Below are 15548 nucleotides of genomic sequence, written 5' to 3' on the forward strand. Positions count from 1 at the left end.
TAGAATTTGATTTGTAATCAAACTACTTCGAGGCAAGCTTGTTTTTGTTGATAGGCAGGTAAACCCTCAATGAGGATTAAATCGCTTTAACGATACCTACAAAATCTTCTGCTTTTAGAGAAGCTCCACCAATTAATCCGCCATCAACATCTGGTTTAGAGAATATCTCTTCTGCATTGGCAGGCTTTACACTTCCTCCATAAAGGATGGAAACACCATCGGCTAAAGTTTGATTATATTTCTTGGCAATCGTTTTTCTAATAAATTCATGCATTTCCTGAGCTTGCTCTGGGCTGGCTGTTTCTCCAGTACCAATCGCCCATACTGGTTCGTATGCTAAAACGATATGCTTCCAAGCGTCTTCACCCAAGTGAAATAAAGCATTGGTAAGTTGACTTTCTACCAAACTAAAGTGTTTGTCAGCTTTTCTGTCGTCTAGTTCTTCCCCGAAACAGAAAATAACATCCATATCATTCTTAATAGCGGCATCTACTTTTTTGGCAAGTAATGCATCATCTTCACCGAAATAGGCACGACGCTCTGAGTGTCCTAAAATAACGGTTGTAATTCCTATACTCTTTAGCATACTTGCTGAAATTTCGCCCGTAAATGCTCCATTTTCTTCTTGATGCATGTTTTGCGCTACTACTTCTACGTCGCTATCTTTTAAAGCTTCGTAAGCTGGATACAGGTTTGTAAATGTAGGTGCTATTTTTACTTCCGCATTCGTGGCTGGTAAACTCTTTTTTAAATCGCTAATTAATGCTTGCGTTTCTGCAAGATCTTTATTCATTTTCCAGTTTCCTGCTACAATTTTCTTTCTCATTCTTTTGTATTTACTATTTGGTTGTTAATCCTTCACTGAAGGTCTAATGCTTCGACGTTTTGCCTACCGGACAAGGGCAGGAGGGTGCCGAATTGAATTAAATAATTATTTTCTTTAGCATATCTCGTGGCTTATCCCGAGATGGTTGATTAAATTTCTTTCCACAAAAGTATTAATTTACTTTTTCTTTGGCAGCCTCTACATATAAACTTAACAACTTCTTGTTATTTGTGTTAGATTCGTTAGGCTTATTTAATTTATCTGAAATTCTTCAGCATCATTAAAATGTAATTTTTGGGTAATGGTTCCTTTTCTTAGTTCCAATACCGCGGGGTTAGAACGCACGATGGTTTTTACGGTAGTTAAATCGCAAAAATAAAAATCGAAATTCAGACCATATTTCTCTTTAATCGGTGCCAGTTGCTCTTCGTTGGAAGCTGATAATCCAATTACTTTATAGCCCTCGCTTTTTGCTCGGTCTGCCATTATCTTCATCTTTTCAAGACCTTCCCGGTTGGCCGTTTGAATATTTCTTGAAACCACTACCATTACTTTTTCCCAACTCATGATTTCCTCTGTATAGTTAGAACCGTCTAGTTCCATGGTAAAATCATGAATGGGTGGTTCGTATCCTTTTTGAAGTAAAGTGGTTTCAACATCTATAAAATCTCCATCTACATCGGGGTAATCACCATTGGTCTTAACAATTTTTTCGGTCCCGTTTACATCAAATTTCCAATGATATTCGTAAACAGCTTCTGGAGCTCCTTCTGGAGTTCCCATGGCTTCGGGGATATTTACGCCTATTTTATAAGGGCGGAAATCTACCACAGGCAAATGATTGTAAACATAATAGGCATATCCTGTACAGAGGATTAAAGAGATAAATGTAATTAGTCCGGCAAAGCTAAATTTGGATATATATTTTCTTCCGAAGAAAAGAATTAAAATAAGAAGAAGCAGGACGACGTCTTTAGAAAATGATTGCCAGGGAGTAAGTTTAATGGCGTCTCCAAAGCAACCACAATCGGTAACTTTATTAAAATATGCTGAGTAGAAGGTTAAAAATGTAAAAAAGAGAATCATTAAAAGAAGACTCCAAACGGTGAATTTTCGTTGAAAACCTACCAAAAGCATAACCCCAAGCAAGGTTTCAAAAATTACAATAAAGACGGCTATCGCCAAGGCATAAGGCGCTAGAAAATCTAAGTTGAGGACACTCGGACTAAAATATTCTTCTAGTTTGAATGAAAAACCAACGGGATCGTTCAGTTTTATGAGTCCGCTTATTACAAACAGTAGTCCTACAATAATCCTTGAAACCCAAACAATAATTCTGCCCATTCTTCTTTTTTATACTTTATTTGTTGTTTTGATTTAGATGAATTAACGCAAACACCGCATAATTAACCATGTCTTGATAATTAGCGTCGATGCCTTCACTTACCAGTGTTTTTCCTTGGTTGTCTTCAATTTGTTTTACACGGAGTATTTTTTGCAGAATCAAGTCGGTTAAAGAGCTTACCCGCATATCGCGCCAAGCTTCGCCATAATCATGATTTTTATTCAGCATTAAATTTTTGGTCTCTTGAATGTGTTTATCATATAATTCAATGGCATTCTGAACATCAAGATCTGGTTGAATTGCAATTCCTTTTTCAATTTGAATGAGCGCCATCACCGCATAATTTACAATCCCGATGAACTCAGAAGTTTCGTCTTCATCCACTTTTCGAACACTATTTTCCTGTAAAGACCGTATTCTTTGCGCTTTAATAAATATTTGATCTGTAAGCGATGGCAATCGTAAAATGCGCCAAGCGCTGCCGTAATCCTTCATTTTTTTTTCAAACAAGTCGCGACAAATGGTCGTTACTTCGTCGTATTGTTTAGCTGTGTTCTGCATGCGTTTGCTGGTATTTGGTGTAAATTTCGCTTAAAAATTTCAATTGTTCAAAGTTCGTCGGGTAAAGTTTAATTTTCGTAACTTTTCACGCTAAAAATACCCTTAAATCAAAATTGAGATAACTTAATGACTATTAATTGCAACGGTACACTTGTAGACTTATCCAAACCCAAAGTAATGGGGATTCTTAACGTAACTCCAGATTCGTTTTACGATGGCGGGAAGTATTCCAAAGAAAATGTAATTCTGGGTCAAGTAGAAAAAATGCTGGAAGAGGGTGCTTCTTTTATAGATATTGGCGCCTATAGTTCCCGCCCAGGAGCGAAAGATGTAAACGAGGAAGAAGAGTTGCTTAGAAGTGTGCCTATTACAGAAAAGATAGTTAAGAATTTTCCTGAATCGCTTATTTCTATCGATACTTTTAGAGCAAAAGTTGCAAAGGAGAATATTGAAGCGGGTGCGTGCATGGTGAATGATATTGGCGGTGGAACTTTAGACGATTCCATGTTGGAGACTATAGGTAAACTAGGTGTGCCTTACATTATGATGCATATTAAAGGTGAGCCAAAAACCATGCAACAACAGACAATTTATAGGAATTTAATGCGGGAATTACTGTATTATTTTTCTGAAAGAATAGCGGAAGCCCATGCACATAAAATTAATGATATTATTGTAGATCCCGGGTTTGGATTTGCCAAAACCATGGAGCAAAATTATGAGCTTATGGCAAAACTCGATTTGCTGCATATTTTAAATTTGCCAGTGTTGGTTGGCGTGAGCAGAAAATCAATGATTTATAAATTACTTGGAACAGATCCGGCAAAAGCCTTGAACGGCACAACTACCTTGAATACATTGGCGTTAAATAAAGGTGCTCATATCTTAAGGGTGCATGATGTGAAAGAGGCGATGGAGTGCGTAAAAATTAATAATATGATCGTAGAAAACGCTTCCGATATTTAAAGCGATTCTGCTAAAACCAACTTGATAAACTAAATTTTATACTTTTACATAAAAGCAAACAACCTTGGAAATATTTGATTTTGTAGAATTAAAAATAGTAGATATCATCGATATCTTTTTGGTGGCCTTTCTATTTTATTATTTGTACAAATTGGTAAAAGGTACGGTAGCCATTAATATTTTTATCGGGATTGTTATCATTTATGTAATCTATTTGCTTACCGAAGCATTAAATATGCGCATTTTAAGCAATATCTTCGGTAAATTTATTGGAGCTGGCTTTTTCGCTTTAATTGTAGTTTTTCAGCAGGAAATAAGAAAATTTTTATTGATGGTGGGTTCTACCAACTTTAGCAAAAGAGGTTTTATGCGACATCTAAATTTTTTAAAGCACGACCGACTTGCTACAGATACCGACGTGGAAGCCATTATTGCAGCCTGTGAAAAAATGAGTGCAAAACATACTGGGGCACTCATTGTAATTGAACGGAATAATTCGTTGGATTTTGTGAAGCACACAGGAGATCATATGAATATTGAGGTGAATCAACCTATTCTGGAAAGCATTTTTTACAAAAATAGTACCCTGCACGATGGTGCTGCCATTATTGAAGGAAACCGTATTGTGGCTACACGTGCGATTCTTCCTGTTTCCAATGAGCGTAATATTCCTTTACGATTTGGTCTCCGTCACCGTGCCGCCATCGGAGTTACCGAAAAAACAGATGCCGTAGCTTTGGTAGTTAGTGAAGAAAATGGACAAATTTCTTATATGAAAAATGGAGAATTTGTGCTTTACAACGATATGGAAGATCTGAAAAATATAATGAACAAAGATCTTTCCTAATTACCTGGATTGAATTTTCAGGCATAAGGTAATTGTCTTAATTTTCTGCGAACCAATTACTTTACAACACCTACGTTTTCCATTTATTTCACCTAACTCTCAGTTTTAATCAGTAACTTTTGCTAGAATTTAGGTAACTTTTAATCTTGTTGGGAAATTTCAATTTCAAAATGAATCCTCTCGAAAGTATTGTAGTGAGGCATTTTAAAAAAATATAGAAGAATAAAATTACTGAAACTTTAGTTCAATTCAATATTTTGTTTAACTTTATACTTAAATAGTTAAACAACTTATAGTTAAAATGTTTTTTTGTTTTCATGCATCGTAAAATAATTATAATAGGTTCTGGTTTTTCATCCCTCGCAGCAGCTTGTTATTTGCAAAAGTCAGGAAACCAAGTTTTGGTTTTAGAAAAAAATGAGCAACTTGGTGGGCGAGCAGCCATTTTGGAAGAAAACGGATTTAAATTCGACATGGGTCCTTCATGGTACTGGATGCCCGATATTTTTGAACGTTTCTTTGAAGATTTCGGGAAAAGCGTTTCCGATTATTACTCCTTACAAAAACTTTCACCTGCGTATAATGTTTATTTTGGATCAGATGATTTTATTGAAATTGCTGATAATCTTCCATCAATCATAAAAACATTTGAAAGTATTGATCCCGGAAGCGGCGCTCGTTTGGAAAAGTTTATTGCAAAAGCAAAAGAAAACTACGGTATAGCAATGGACGAATTGGTTTTTAAACCAGGAATCTCTTTGTTAGAATTGGTAACGCCAGAGACTATTTCTAGACTTCATTTATTTGTCACCAATATTTCTTCGGAAGTAAAAAAAATCACCAAAAATAAAAAGTTACAAAGTATTTTAGAATTTCCCGTACTGTTCTTGGGTGCTAAACCCGAAAATACACCAGCATTTTACAATTTTATGAATTATGCCGATTTCGGGGGCGGTACATGGTACCCAGAGGGCGGTATGAACGAAATTGTAAAGGGCATGGTCACTTTAGGTAAATCGTTAGGAGTAACCTACAAAACAGGGCAAGAGGTAACAGAAATAGTAACCGAAAATGAAGTAGTTACTGGTGTTAAAACTGAGGATGCTACTTACCAAGCCGATATGGTGGTTTCCGGAGCAGATTATGCCCACACGGAAAAACTGATAGACGCTAAATATCGTAATTACAAGGAAGGGTATTGGGATAACAAAACATTTGCGCCCTCTGCATTTTTGTATTATATTGGTTTTGAAGGGAATGCCGATTCGGTGCAACATCATAATTTGTTTTTCGACACCGATTTTTCGTTGCATGCCGAAGAGATATACGATAGAAAGTGTTTACCAGAAAATCCGTTGTTCTATGCAAATTTCCCTTCTAAAACAGATAGATCATTAGCTCCTGAAGGGATGGAAACTGCCTTTTTCTTAATTCCCGTTGCGGTAGATATAGATGATTCGGAAGAAATGCATGAACGGTATTTCAAACTTATAATGGAGCGATTTAAGAAGTGTACGGGTTATAATTTAAAGGATAAAATAGTGTATAAAAAGTCTTTTGGCGTAAACGATTTTAAATCGCGCTATCATTCTTGCAAAGGCAATGCTTATGGATTGGCAAATACGTTGTTGCAAACATCGGTGTTGAGACCTGGAATACGCAATAAAAAGCTTAAAAACCTATTTTATACTGGCCAACTTACGGTGCCGGGTCCTGGCGTGCCGCCCGCACTCATTTCGGGTAAAATTGTAAGCAATTATATTGAGAAACATTTTTCCCAAGCGCAAACTACTACTATTAAAACTATACCCACTCAATAAGATTTATAAACCATGACTACCAACTACAATCTATATCAGAATGTGTGCAAGGAAACCGCTAAAATGGTTACCAAGAAATACAGTACATCCTTCTCACGATCTATTATTTATTTAACTCCAGAAATACGTGAAAACATTTATAATATTTATGGCTTTGTGCGTTTTGCAGATGAAATTGTAGACACTTTTTACGATCATGACCGAAAAGTACTTCTTGATCGTTTTGTGGAAGATTATCACTTGGCGATGCAATTGGATATTTCTTTGAATCCTATATTGGAAGCTTTCTGTAAAACACAAAAAAAATACAATATTCCCCAGCATTTGGTAGATGCTTTTATAGAGTCGATGTACATGGATTTAGGGGAAATGAAGGACTTGGATTCCGATGAATACAAAACTTACATTTATGGCTCGGCAGAGGTTGTGGGATTAATGTGTTTGAATGTCTTTTTAAAGGGTAATAAGGAAGCTTATGAAGAGTTAAAACCCTATGCACAGAGTTTTGGTGCCGCGCTTCAAAAAGTAAATTTTTTAAGGGACATAAGTGCAGATTTTCATCAGTTGAACCGTACTTACTTTCCAAATGTGGATTTTAACCAGTTTACTTTGGAAGATAAAATGAAGATTGAAGAAGATATAAAAAACGATTTTCAAGAAGCCATAAAGGGAATCAAAAAATTGCCTTTATCTTCCCGTTTTGCTGTGTATCTTGCGTATCTTTATTACACTAGTTTATTTAAGAAAATTAAAAAAACTGATTCAGAACTTTTATTTAAAAAACGAATTCGCGTGAATAATTTTGAAAAATTCATGCTATTTTCTAGAATTTATGTTCAAAAAAGTTTAAACATACAAATATGAATTTCATACTATATCCGCTTGTTACAATATTGGTATTCTGTGCCATGGAAGGAGTCACTTGGCTTACCCATAAGTATGTGATGCACGGATTTATGTGGTATTTTCACAACGATCACCATCAACCGGGGTATCCGCATGTTTTTGAAAAAAACGACTTTTTTTTCATCATTTTCGCTATTCCCAGCATTTTACTTTTCTATTTTGGCGCCGCCAAAGGGTTAAATGTACTTTTCTTTGTCGGTTTGGGTATTTTGCTGTATGGGATCGCTTATTTTTTAGTGCACGACGTGCTTATTCATCAACGTTTCAAATGGTTTAAAAGAACCAACAATAAATACCTGAAAGGACTTCGTAAAGCGCATAAAATACACCACAAACACTTAGGGAAAGAAGATGGGGAATGCTTCGGAATGCTATTCGTTCCTAAGAAATACTTCAACATGTAGTGGAAAAGTATCTGTATTTACTGCTCGATATTTTTAGTTTTATCATTCCTTTTGCGTACAGTTTTGAACGTAAAAGACTGCATTTTATTCAGTATTGGAAACCCTATTTTTTCGCTATTTTCTTGGTAGGATTTGTCTTCATTGTATGGGATGTTTATTTTACCATAGAAGGTGTTTGGGGCTTTAACGATAGGTATTTGATAGGACTCGATATTTTACATTTGCCGATAGAGGAATGGCTGTTTTTTTTATTAATTCCCTATGCCAGCAACTTTATTCACTACGCATTATGTTATTTTTTTCCAAAGCCTAGACTAACGGATTATTCAGCCAGAATTTTAGCAATTATATTATTTTTGGTGAGCTTCGGCGTGGCCGTTTTACATTATCAAAATATGTACACGGTAAGTAGTTTCGGACTTTTTGCATTCTTAATGCTGTTGCAAATAGTGTTTCGCTTTAAAGTGTTTTCTAGATATGTGCTGTCTTTTTTGGTAATACTAGTTCCCTTTTTTATTGTGAATTCATGGCTTACAGGTTCTTTTACGGAGGAACCCATTGTATATTATAACGATGCGGAAAATTTAGGAATTCGTTTAGGGACCATTCCGTTGGAAGACTTTTTTTACTGCTTTTCCATGCTTTATGGTAGTATTTTATTGTTTGAATATTTCAAAAAGAAACGAATATGAGCATACAACTTTTTTATTATTCCGGAATTTATCAATTGAAGACTTCTCAGGTTGTTGATGCTCCCTTGGATGAGGTTTGGGAATATTTTTCAAAGCCAAAGAATTTGAACGAGTTAACGCCAAGCGATATGGATTTTAAAATAACTTCATCCATTGTTTCAGAAACCTATATCGGTCAGATTATTAGTTACTCCATTAAAATTTTTCCATGGTCGCGTTCCTATTGGATTACAGAAATCACCCACGTGGAAGATAAAAAAATGTTTATCGATGAACAACGTTTTGGACCGTATGCCATGTGGCATCATGAGCACCATTTTTCGCAAACAGATGATGGGAAAACCCTTATGAACGACATCGTTTCCTACAAACTACCTATGGGAGGGTTGGGAAGGCTTTTTGCAGGCAAAATTATAGGAAACCGCATAAAAAAGATTTTTACCTTCCGTGAAAAAGCGGTTAACAGCATATTTGAAAATAATAGCGTCCAAAATCTTTATTGATAGATTATCACTTTTGTACAATAGGTGGGTTATCTTGAAATTTTTTAAGTTGTTGAAGGTGGTTTTGGTCTGTCTATAAAAATATTGAAAATCAAGGAAGCAGCGTGGATAAATGATAAAAATCTGTTTGAGCCCGATCGTAGGAAGGGTGAGTTATTTTTATCAGTGGCTGGGGGTTCCGTAGTATTTTCTTATATTTTTATAGCAAGCCTAGATTTTTTTGGTTCGTTTTTTTATCGATGAAAAAAATGAACATATAATGTTTAGAGCACAATTGATATAAAAAATAGGATTTCTTAACGCATCATTTTATTTAAAATTCCCATTACACCACGAATAAAGGTGGCACTAGTCAATACTTTTACGATTGGATCCATCTTTTTGCTTGAACTTCGGGAAGCTTTTGTAACCTTTTTTTGTTGTTCCGCAGCCTTTTCTTGTGCCGCTTCTGTTTGAGCGATTTGTATTTTCTGGTTCAATAATTCATAAGCGCTTTCACGATCTACGGTTTCATTATATTTAGGAATTAAGGAAGAATTATCCAAAACCTCTTGTAATTCATCCTTGGTAAGAACGTCCATGCGGCTCATGGGTGCCCGCAACATGGTTGCAGCCAGCGGAGTAGGTCTACCTTTTTCATCCAGAGCTGAAATTAAAGCTTCTCCAATCCCTAAGGAAGTTAATACTTCCGCCGTGTCATAGAAGTCCGAAATAGGATAATTTTCTGCTGTAAGTTTAATGGCTTTTCGGTCTTTTGCGGTAAACGCGCGAAGCGCATGCTGAATTTTAAGTCCGAGTTGGGAAAGTACTGCATCAGGAATATCTGTTGGGTTCTGGGTCACAAAATAAAGTCCGATTCCTTTAGAACGAATAAGTTTTACAATACTTTCAATCTGATCTAAAAGCGCATCGGAAGCCTCATTAAAAATCAAGTGGGCTTCATCAATAAAAATAACGAGTTCTGGGCGGTCGCTATCTCCTTGTTCGGGGAAGGTAGCATACACTTCGGCCAGTAAGCTTAGCATGAAAGTAGAAAAGAGCTTCGGCTTATCTTGAATGTCGGTAAGTCGAATAATATTGATTATCCCTTGACCGTTTTCATCTATGCGCGTTAGGTCTTCCACCTCAAACGATTTTTCACCAAAAAACAAATCGACACCTTGCTGTTCCAACTCTATTATTTTTCTTAGAATAGCTCCTGTAGAAGAAGTTGAAATTCTTCCGTACGCTTTTTGGAATTCCTCTCTTCCTTCCGAAGTAGCATATTGCAATATTTTTTTAAAATCTTTCAGGTCAAGTAGCGGCAACTTATTGTCATCACAATATTTAAAGAGTACCGCAACAATACCCTGTTGGGTATCGGTGAGATCTAAAATTCTTGAGAGTAGCACAGGGCCAAATTCAGATACGGTTGCCCTTAAACGCACACCGCCTTGTTCCGAAAGGGTTAGAACATCAATTGGAAACTTTTTGGGTTGATATGGGAAACCAATATGGTCATGACGCTCTTTGATTTTTGGGTGATGGTTTCCCGGTTTTGCAAGACCACTTAAATCCCCTTTCAAGTCCATTAAAAGAACAGGAATTCCTTTTTCGGATAGGTTTTCGGCTAAAATTTGTAGGGTTTTTGTTTTGCCTGTTCCTGTAGCCCCCGCAATAAGCCCGTGTCTGTTAAGGGTTTTTAGCGGAATCTTCACAAAAGCATTGGTAAGTGGAGAACCGTCTAGCATGGCGGCTCCCATATTAATGTAATCTCCTTTCGTTGTATATCCTTTTTCAATATGCGTAAAAAAAGCTTCTTTAGAACCCATAAGTCATTTAGTTTCCTACTAAAATAATTGAAAGTTTTTTAATGAGACCAAGGAAACGTTTTCAAATTGTGAACTTATCCTGATTTTTTATAATAGGGTTGTTTCTGAAAGAATGTTATAGGACTTACAATTAAAAACCCCAAAGGTTTTTAAAACCTTTGGGGTTTAATCGTTTTGTAGTAAACTATAATTTATTGTATTGAATTTCCTTCTTTAATTGACCAAGTATGAAAAGGCCTTCGACAGGCTCAGGCTGACATTTTAGTTTTTTGGGATCTCTTAAGTTAAGATTTCGGAATTAAATCTTTGAATACGAGATTTTGTCTCCTTCTGCAAGTTTCCATTCATTGGCTATGCCGGCATTTAGCTCTAAAACGTATTGTGCCGGTTTTTTGGATGGGAGGGAAGCTTCATTTCTTGGCTGGGCATTTTTTACCATGCTTACCACTTGCTTCTCGCTATTTATATAAATAATATCCAGAGGGATTTCCGTGTTCTTCATATAAAAAAAGCGCTGTTCTTCATCAGGAAAAACAAAAAGCATCCCTTGGTTATTTTTCATGGAAGTACGGTACATAAGTCCGGTTTGTCGTTCGTATTCGTTATCGGCAATTTCGATATCTATTTTTTCAATGATGATGGAATCTCCGCGGGAAATTGTTAATTCCCCTTCTTTTTTAAAGGAAACCTCTTCGGTGATTACTTCTTTTTTATTTTCATTGGTTTCGCAACTTACCAATGCCAAGCAGAAGAATACTAACACCAATAGTACTCGAACTAAAAAATTGATCATGCTACTCTTTTTGAAGGTTTAAACATTAAATAAAACCCAATGAGGATAAATGGAATACTCAACCATTGTCCGGTAGACAGCAAGCCTAACTCCGATTCAAAACCTCCTTGAGATTTTTTATAGAATTCAGCAATAAAACGAACGGTCCACGTTAGCACCAACCATAAACCAAACATATAGCCTAGTTGATTCTTTTTATCTGTTTTCCAATAAGTGTATAATAAAACGGCAAAAACGATTACGTATCCAAAAGCTTCGTATAGCTGTGCAGGGTGCCGAGGAAAGGTTTCCCCTAATTGCTGAAAGATAACCCCATAATCGCTATTGGTAGGTTTACCAACGATTTCAGAATTGAAAAAGTTCCCTAAACGAACAAAAACACCACCGATGGCAACAGGAATAACAATTCTATCCAAAATCCATAACACTGGTTTTTTTATCACTTTCTTGCTGTACATAAACATAGCAATAATCACGCCAATGGCGGCACCGTGACTGGCAAGACCTCTAAATCCGGTTAATTCGAACTCCGGACTAAATTTAAACGGTAGGAATATACTCAATGGGTCTTCCAAGAAGACTTCAGGTTCGTAAAAAATAAAATGACCCAAGCGGGCACCTATTAAAATAGAGAGCACCATGTAGATAAACAAAGAATCTAGTGCTTCCTCTGGTTGATTTTCATTTTTATAGATCTTTTTCATGAGAAACCATCCCAAGGAAAAAGCTAGAACAAACATTAGGCTGTAGTAGCGTATCTGAAAAAAGCCTAAGTCAAAAAGAATCCCATCGGGGTTCCAAGTAATACTTAAAAAGTGCATGCTTGTTTATTTTGAGGTAAATATAAGTATTTGAGGGTTGAGACTAAAGATTATTTTTTAGGAATAACGTCAAAGTAATGTTAATCCCATTTGGCAGACAATCTTCATTGCTCTTTTTTGAGCTTTACAACTAAGGCACTGGATCGTGTCCACAGCCTCCCCAAGGGCCACAACTTAGAATTCTTTTAATGGCTAACCAACCTCCTTTAAAAAGACCGTGTTTCTTTAGAGCTTCTACAGTGTATTGCGAACATGTGGGTGTATACCTACAAGTAGCCGGCGTAAAAGGAGAAATAGCCACTTGGTAAAAGCGAACTAAAAATAGGAAGGGCGCTATGAGTATTTTTTTTAAGATAGTTTGGAGTTTACAAGTAATGCATTAACTATTAAATACTAAAATTAGTAATCTTGAACCAAAACATCTGTTGGAATATGAAGTGTCGCATTTAATTTCCGAATCATTCCTAGGGTTAGTTTTCGTTTTTTACTTAAAATTTCACTTACCCGGCTTTTAAAACCTACGACTTCTGCTAAATCTTTTTGTTTCATATCCAGTTGCTCCATTCGAAACTTAATGGCTTCAATTGGGTCGGGCATTTCGATGGGAAAATTCTCGTTTTCATATTTGTCGATTAAAATAGAAAGTATTTCCAATTCGTCTCCATCTTCGGTTCCTTTTTTAGCATCGAAAATCACTTCGAGTCTTTCGAGCGCGTCTTGATAATCTTTTTCGTTTCGAATCGGTGAAATTTTCATATTCAAATATTATTTGCGTCTATTTTATCATATTCTGCATGAGTTCCAATAAATCGTATCCAGCATAGTTGGTATTCAAAATTGAATTTTACAATCAATCGGTAATTATTGCCTTTGATGTTGTAAACAATTCTATTGTCTTTTAAAATACTTGCACTTGGATAATCATTTTTTAACTCATTTATATTGTTCCAATCAGATTTTTCGGTCTCCCTAAACCATGCTTTTAGTTGGTCTTCACAGTCGGCGTGCTTTTCCCAAAAAATTCGTAAAGTACGTTTAGCAATGACTCTCACATGAAACTTATTTGTCGTAAAGATATAAAAAAGTTACCAATTTGGTAATTTAAAGGAAGTGTTACTTTTTAATCAGGCACAAATCTCCCAATCATACCCTTTCCTGCAACGATTTTATTTCGTCGCGTAAACGAGCTGCTTCCATAAAATCGAGTTCCTTGGCTGCTTTTTCCATGGATTTCCGTTTGTCGCGGATTAACTTTTCAATTTTTTCCTTCGGAAGATATTCCAATTCTGGTTCTGCGGCTTTTCGGGCGGCTTCTTTTTCCAATTGATACGTAGAAACTGAATTTTTAGCCAATGCACTATCCAGGTTTTTCTTTAAAGCTTTTGGAGTAATATTGTGTTTTTTGTTGTAGGTCAGCTGCTTTTCGCGGCGATAATTGGTTTCATCAATGGTTTTTTGCATACTGTCTGTTATTTTATCAGCATACATAATAGCTTTACCGTTGAGGTTTCGGGCGGCACGCCCTACCGTTTGGGTAAGCGATCTATTACTTCTTAAGAATCCTTCTTTGTCCGCATCCAAAATAGCTACCAAGGAAACTTCCGGGAGATCAAGTCCCTCTCGAAGCAGGTTCACCCCAATAAGTACATCGAATAGTCCTTTTCTAAGGTCTTGCATAATTTCCACACGTTCCAAGGTGTCCACATCACTGTGTATATATCGGCAGCGTATTTGAATACGCGTAAGGTATTTGGTCAACTCTTCCGCCATTCTTTTGGTAAGAGTGGTAACCAAGATACGTTCGTCCCTCTCCACCCGTTGGTGTATTTCTTCCACCAAATCATCAATTTGGTTTTCACTTGGGCGTACTTCAATAATGGGGTCCAAAAGTCCCGTAGGGCGGATTACTTGCTCTACATACACACCACCGCTAAGTTGCAGTTCGTAATCTGCTGGAGTAGCACTTACGTAAAGAACTTGGTTTTGCAATGCTTCAAATTCTTCAAATTTTAACGGACGGTTGTCCATTGCAGCAGGAAGCCTAAAACCATATTCCACCAAATTTTCTTTTCGGCTTCGGTCGCCTCCGTACATGGCATGAACCTGCGGAATGGTAACGTGACTTTCATCCACTACCATTAAATAATCGTCTGGAAAGTAATCGAGCAAACAGAAAGGCCGCGTTCCCGGCTGCCTTCCATCCAAATAGCGGGAGTAATTTTCAATACCGCTGCAATATCCCAGTTCCCGAATCATTTCCAAATCGAAATTGGTACGTTCTTCCAGTCGTTTTGCTTCCAAAGGTTTACCAACTTCCCTAAAATAATCAATCTGTTTTACCAAATCATCTTGTATTTGATGAATGGCATTTTGGAGTACATCTGGAGAAGTTACAAACATGTTAGCAGGATAAATATTCAGTCGGTCGTATTTCTCCAGAACTTTGTTCGTGTTGGGGTCGAAGGCTTCAATCTCTTCAATCTCATCTCCAAAAAAATGAATACGGAAAGCATCATCGGCATAGCTGGGATAGACATCTACCACATCGCCTTTCACGCGAAAACTTCCGTGGGTAAATTCCGCAGTTGTCCGTGCATACAAACTTTGCACCAAACGGTGTAACAATTTGGTTCTCGATATAACTTGATCCCTTTGAATGGATATTACATTCTTCTGAAATTCAACAGGGTTACCAATACCATAAAGGCAAGAAACCGAAGCTACTACCAGCACATCCCGCCTTCCTGAAAGCAGGGAAGAAGTTGCGCTTAACCTAAGCTTCTCAATTTCATCATTTATGGAAAGGTCTTTTTCTATGTAAGTTCCCGTTACAGGAATGTATGCTTCCGGCTGATAATAATCATAGTAAGAAACAAAATATTCCACCGCATTATCGGGGAAAAATTGTTTGAACTCAGAGTATAGCTGGGCTGCCAAGGTTTTGTTATGCGCCAGTACCAAAGTTGGCCGTTGCACTTCTTCTACCACATTGGCAACGGTAAAGGTTTTACCTGAACCGGTTACACCTAGTAAAGTTTGATAGCGTTCATTGCTTTCAATCCCTTCTTTTAATTGTTTTATGGCATTGGGCTGATCGCCCGTAGGTTTGTAGTCTGACTTTATTTTGAATCGCATCCCACAAATTTAGCAAACTAAACGGTAGATTTTCTTTAGGTTATGTGAAATTTTAAGGTTTATAAAACCTTTAGAAATTAGGGTAGGAATAAATCCCTTGGAGGCATATCCAAGTACC

Annotated in this window: 17 protein-coding genes; 7 read left to right on the forward strand and 10 right to left on the reverse strand. The window is 36.7% G+C overall.

What is annotated here, in order from left to right:
- Positions 1-76: 76 nt before the first annotated feature.
- The 3 genes from tpiA to NDQ75_RS07530 all read right to left on the reverse strand — a co-directional run bounded on the left by tpiA (position 77) and on the right by NDQ75_RS07530 (position 2732).
- A complete protein-coding gene (gene tpiA, locus NDQ75_RS07520) occupies positions 77-826 on the reverse strand; it encodes a triose-phosphate isomerase (protein WP_202026841.1) in 750 nt (249 codons plus the stop codon).
- A 252-nt stretch (positions 827-1078) separates the two neighbouring features.
- Complete coding sequence (locus NDQ75_RS07525) at positions 1079-2170, reverse strand: BT_3928 family protein (protein WP_202026842.1); 1092 nt, start codon at positions 2168-2170, stop codon at positions 1079-1081.
- A 16-nt stretch (positions 2171-2186) separates the two neighbouring features.
- The gene (locus NDQ75_RS07530) at positions 2187-2732 is read right to left on the reverse strand and encodes a DUF1599 domain-containing protein (protein ID WP_202026843.1); all 546 of its coding nucleotides are present in this window, start codon (positions 2730-2732) and stop codon (positions 2187-2189) included.
- Between the two features lie 126 nt (positions 2733-2858).
- On the opposite strand from NDQ75_RS07530, the gene folP reads away from it, so the two are divergent.
- From folP to NDQ75_RS07565, 7 genes are all read left to right on the forward strand, one after another.
- A complete protein-coding gene (gene folP, locus NDQ75_RS07535) occupies positions 2859-3698 on the forward strand; it encodes a dihydropteroate synthase (RefSeq protein WP_202026844.1) in 840 nt (279 codons plus the stop codon).
- Positions 3699-3762: 64 nt separating this feature from the next.
- The gene (cdaA, locus tag NDQ75_RS07540) at positions 3763-4545 is read left to right on the forward strand and encodes a diadenylate cyclase CdaA (protein ID WP_202026845.1); all 783 of its coding nucleotides are present in this window, start codon (positions 3763-3765) and stop codon (positions 4543-4545) included.
- Positions 4546-4862: 317 nt separating this feature from the next.
- Entirely contained in the window at positions 4863-6365 is a 1503-nt protein-coding gene (locus tag NDQ75_RS07545) for a phytoene desaturase family protein (protein WP_202026846.1), read from the forward strand.
- A 12-nt stretch (positions 6366-6377) separates the two neighbouring features.
- On the forward strand, positions 6378-7229 hold the full coding sequence (locus NDQ75_RS07550; RefSeq protein ID WP_202026847.1) for a phytoene/squalene synthase family protein: 852 nt from the start codon (positions 6378-6380) through the stop codon (positions 7227-7229).
- The gene (locus NDQ75_RS07555) at positions 7226-7675 is read left to right on the forward strand and encodes a sterol desaturase family protein (RefSeq protein WP_202026848.1); all 450 of its coding nucleotides are present in this window, start codon (positions 7226-7228) and stop codon (positions 7673-7675) included. Before NDQ75_RS07550 ends, NDQ75_RS07555 begins: the two co-directional genes overlap by 4 nt.
- A complete protein-coding gene (locus tag NDQ75_RS07560; protein ID WP_202026849.1) occupies positions 7675-8367 on the forward strand; it encodes a lycopene cyclase domain-containing protein in 693 nt (230 codons plus the stop codon). The genes NDQ75_RS07555 and NDQ75_RS07560 overlap by 1 nt, the downstream gene beginning before the upstream one ends.
- Positions 8364-8870: an SRPBCC family protein gene (locus NDQ75_RS07565; protein ID WP_202026850.1), complete on the forward strand. Its 507-nt coding sequence runs from the start codon at positions 8364-8366 to the stop codon at positions 8868-8870. The genes NDQ75_RS07560 and NDQ75_RS07565 overlap by 4 nt, the downstream gene beginning before the upstream one ends.
- A gap of 296 nt (positions 8871-9166) precedes the next feature.
- Here NDQ75_RS07565 and NDQ75_RS07570 read toward each other — a convergent pair whose 3' ends face one another.
- The 7 genes from NDQ75_RS07570 to uvrB all read right to left on the reverse strand — a co-directional run bounded on the left by NDQ75_RS07570 (position 9167) and on the right by uvrB (position 15430).
- On the reverse strand, positions 9167-10681 hold the full coding sequence (locus tag NDQ75_RS07570; RefSeq protein WP_202026851.1) for a helicase HerA-like domain-containing protein: 1515 nt from the start codon (positions 10679-10681) through the stop codon (positions 9167-9169).
- A gap of 298 nt (positions 10682-10979) precedes the next feature.
- The gene (locus NDQ75_RS07575; RefSeq protein ID WP_202026852.1) at positions 10980-11474 is read right to left on the reverse strand and encodes a DUF192 domain-containing protein; all 495 of its coding nucleotides are present in this window, start codon (positions 11472-11474) and stop codon (positions 10980-10982) included.
- The gene (gene lgt / locus NDQ75_RS07580; protein WP_202026853.1) at positions 11471-12295 is read right to left on the reverse strand and encodes a prolipoprotein diacylglyceryl transferase; all 825 of its coding nucleotides are present in this window, start codon (positions 12293-12295) and stop codon (positions 11471-11473) included. Before lgt ends, NDQ75_RS07575 begins: the two co-directional genes overlap by 4 nt.
- Positions 12296-12425: 130 nt before the next feature.
- The gene (yidD, locus tag NDQ75_RS07585; protein ID WP_202027707.1) at positions 12426-12650 is read right to left on the reverse strand and encodes a membrane protein insertion efficiency factor YidD; all 225 of its coding nucleotides are present in this window, start codon (positions 12648-12650) and stop codon (positions 12426-12428) included.
- A 44-nt stretch (positions 12651-12694) separates the two neighbouring features.
- Positions 12695-13051, reverse strand: a complete 357-nt coding sequence (locus NDQ75_RS07590) for a helix-turn-helix domain-containing protein (protein ID WP_202026854.1) — start codon at positions 13049-13051, stop codon at positions 12695-12697.
- Between the two features lie 2 nt (positions 13052-13053).
- Positions 13054-13347, reverse strand: coding sequence for a type II toxin-antitoxin system HigB family toxin (locus NDQ75_RS07595; protein WP_202026855.1), 294 nt, complete (start codon positions 13345-13347; stop codon positions 13054-13056).
- 91 nt (positions 13348-13438) lie between these two features.
- Positions 13439-15430 carry an excinuclease ABC subunit UvrB gene (uvrB, locus tag NDQ75_RS07600; protein WP_202026856.1) on the reverse strand — a complete coding sequence of 664 codons (1992 nt, stop codon included), beginning with the start codon at positions 15428-15430 and terminating at the stop codon, positions 13439-13441.
- Between the last annotated feature and the right edge of the window lie 118 nt (positions 15431-15548).

The organism is Galbibacter mesophilus, assembly GCF_023721415.1.
In the GTDB taxonomy this organism is placed as follows: domain Bacteria; phylum Bacteroidota; class Bacteroidia; order Flavobacteriales; family Flavobacteriaceae; genus Galbibacter; species Galbibacter mesophilus.

Coding starts and splice junctions, on each gene's coding strand:
- NDQ75_RS07545 (WP_202026846.1), top strand. CDS start 4,863: ATGCATCGTAAAATAATTATAATAGGTTCTGGTTTTTCATCCCTCGCA.
- NDQ75_RS07555 (WP_202026848.1), top strand. CDS start 7,226: ATGAATTTCATACTATATCCGCTTGTTACAATATTGGTATTCTGTGCC.
- NDQ75_RS07550 (WP_202026847.1), top strand. CDS start 6,378: ATGACTACCAACTACAATCTATATCAGAATGTGTGCAAGGAAACCGCT.
- uvrB (WP_202026856.1), bottom strand. CDS start 15,430: ATGCGATTCAAAATAAAGTCAGACTACAAACCTACGGGCGATCAGCCC.
- NDQ75_RS07570 (WP_202026851.1), bottom strand. CDS start 10,681: ATGGGTTCTAAAGAAGCTTTTTTTACGCATATTGAAAAAGGATATACA.
- folP (WP_202026844.1), top strand. CDS start 2,859: ATGACTATTAATTGCAACGGTACACTTGTAGACTTATCCAAACCCAAA.
- NDQ75_RS07525 (WP_202026842.1), bottom strand. CDS start 2,170: ATGGGCAGAATTATTGTTTGGGTTTCAAGGATTATTGTAGGACTACTG.
- tpiA (WP_202026841.1), bottom strand. CDS start 826: ATGAGAAAGAAAATTGTAGCAGGAAACTGGAAAATGAATAAAGATCTT.
- NDQ75_RS07575 (WP_202026852.1), bottom strand. CDS start 11,474: ATGATCAATTTTTTAGTTCGAGTACTATTGGTGTTAGTATTCTTCTGC.
- NDQ75_RS07530 (WP_202026843.1), bottom strand. CDS start 2,732: ATGCAGAACACAGCTAAACAATACGACGAAGTAACGACCATTTGTCGC.
- NDQ75_RS07565 (WP_202026850.1), top strand. CDS start 8,364: ATGAGCATACAACTTTTTTATTATTCCGGAATTTATCAATTGAAGACT.
- lgt (WP_202026853.1), bottom strand. CDS start 12,295: ATGCACTTTTTAAGTATTACTTGGAACCCCGATGGGATTCTTTTTGAC.
- NDQ75_RS07590 (WP_202026854.1), bottom strand. CDS start 13,051: ATGAAAATTTCACCGATTCGAAACGAAAAAGATTATCAAGACGCGCTC.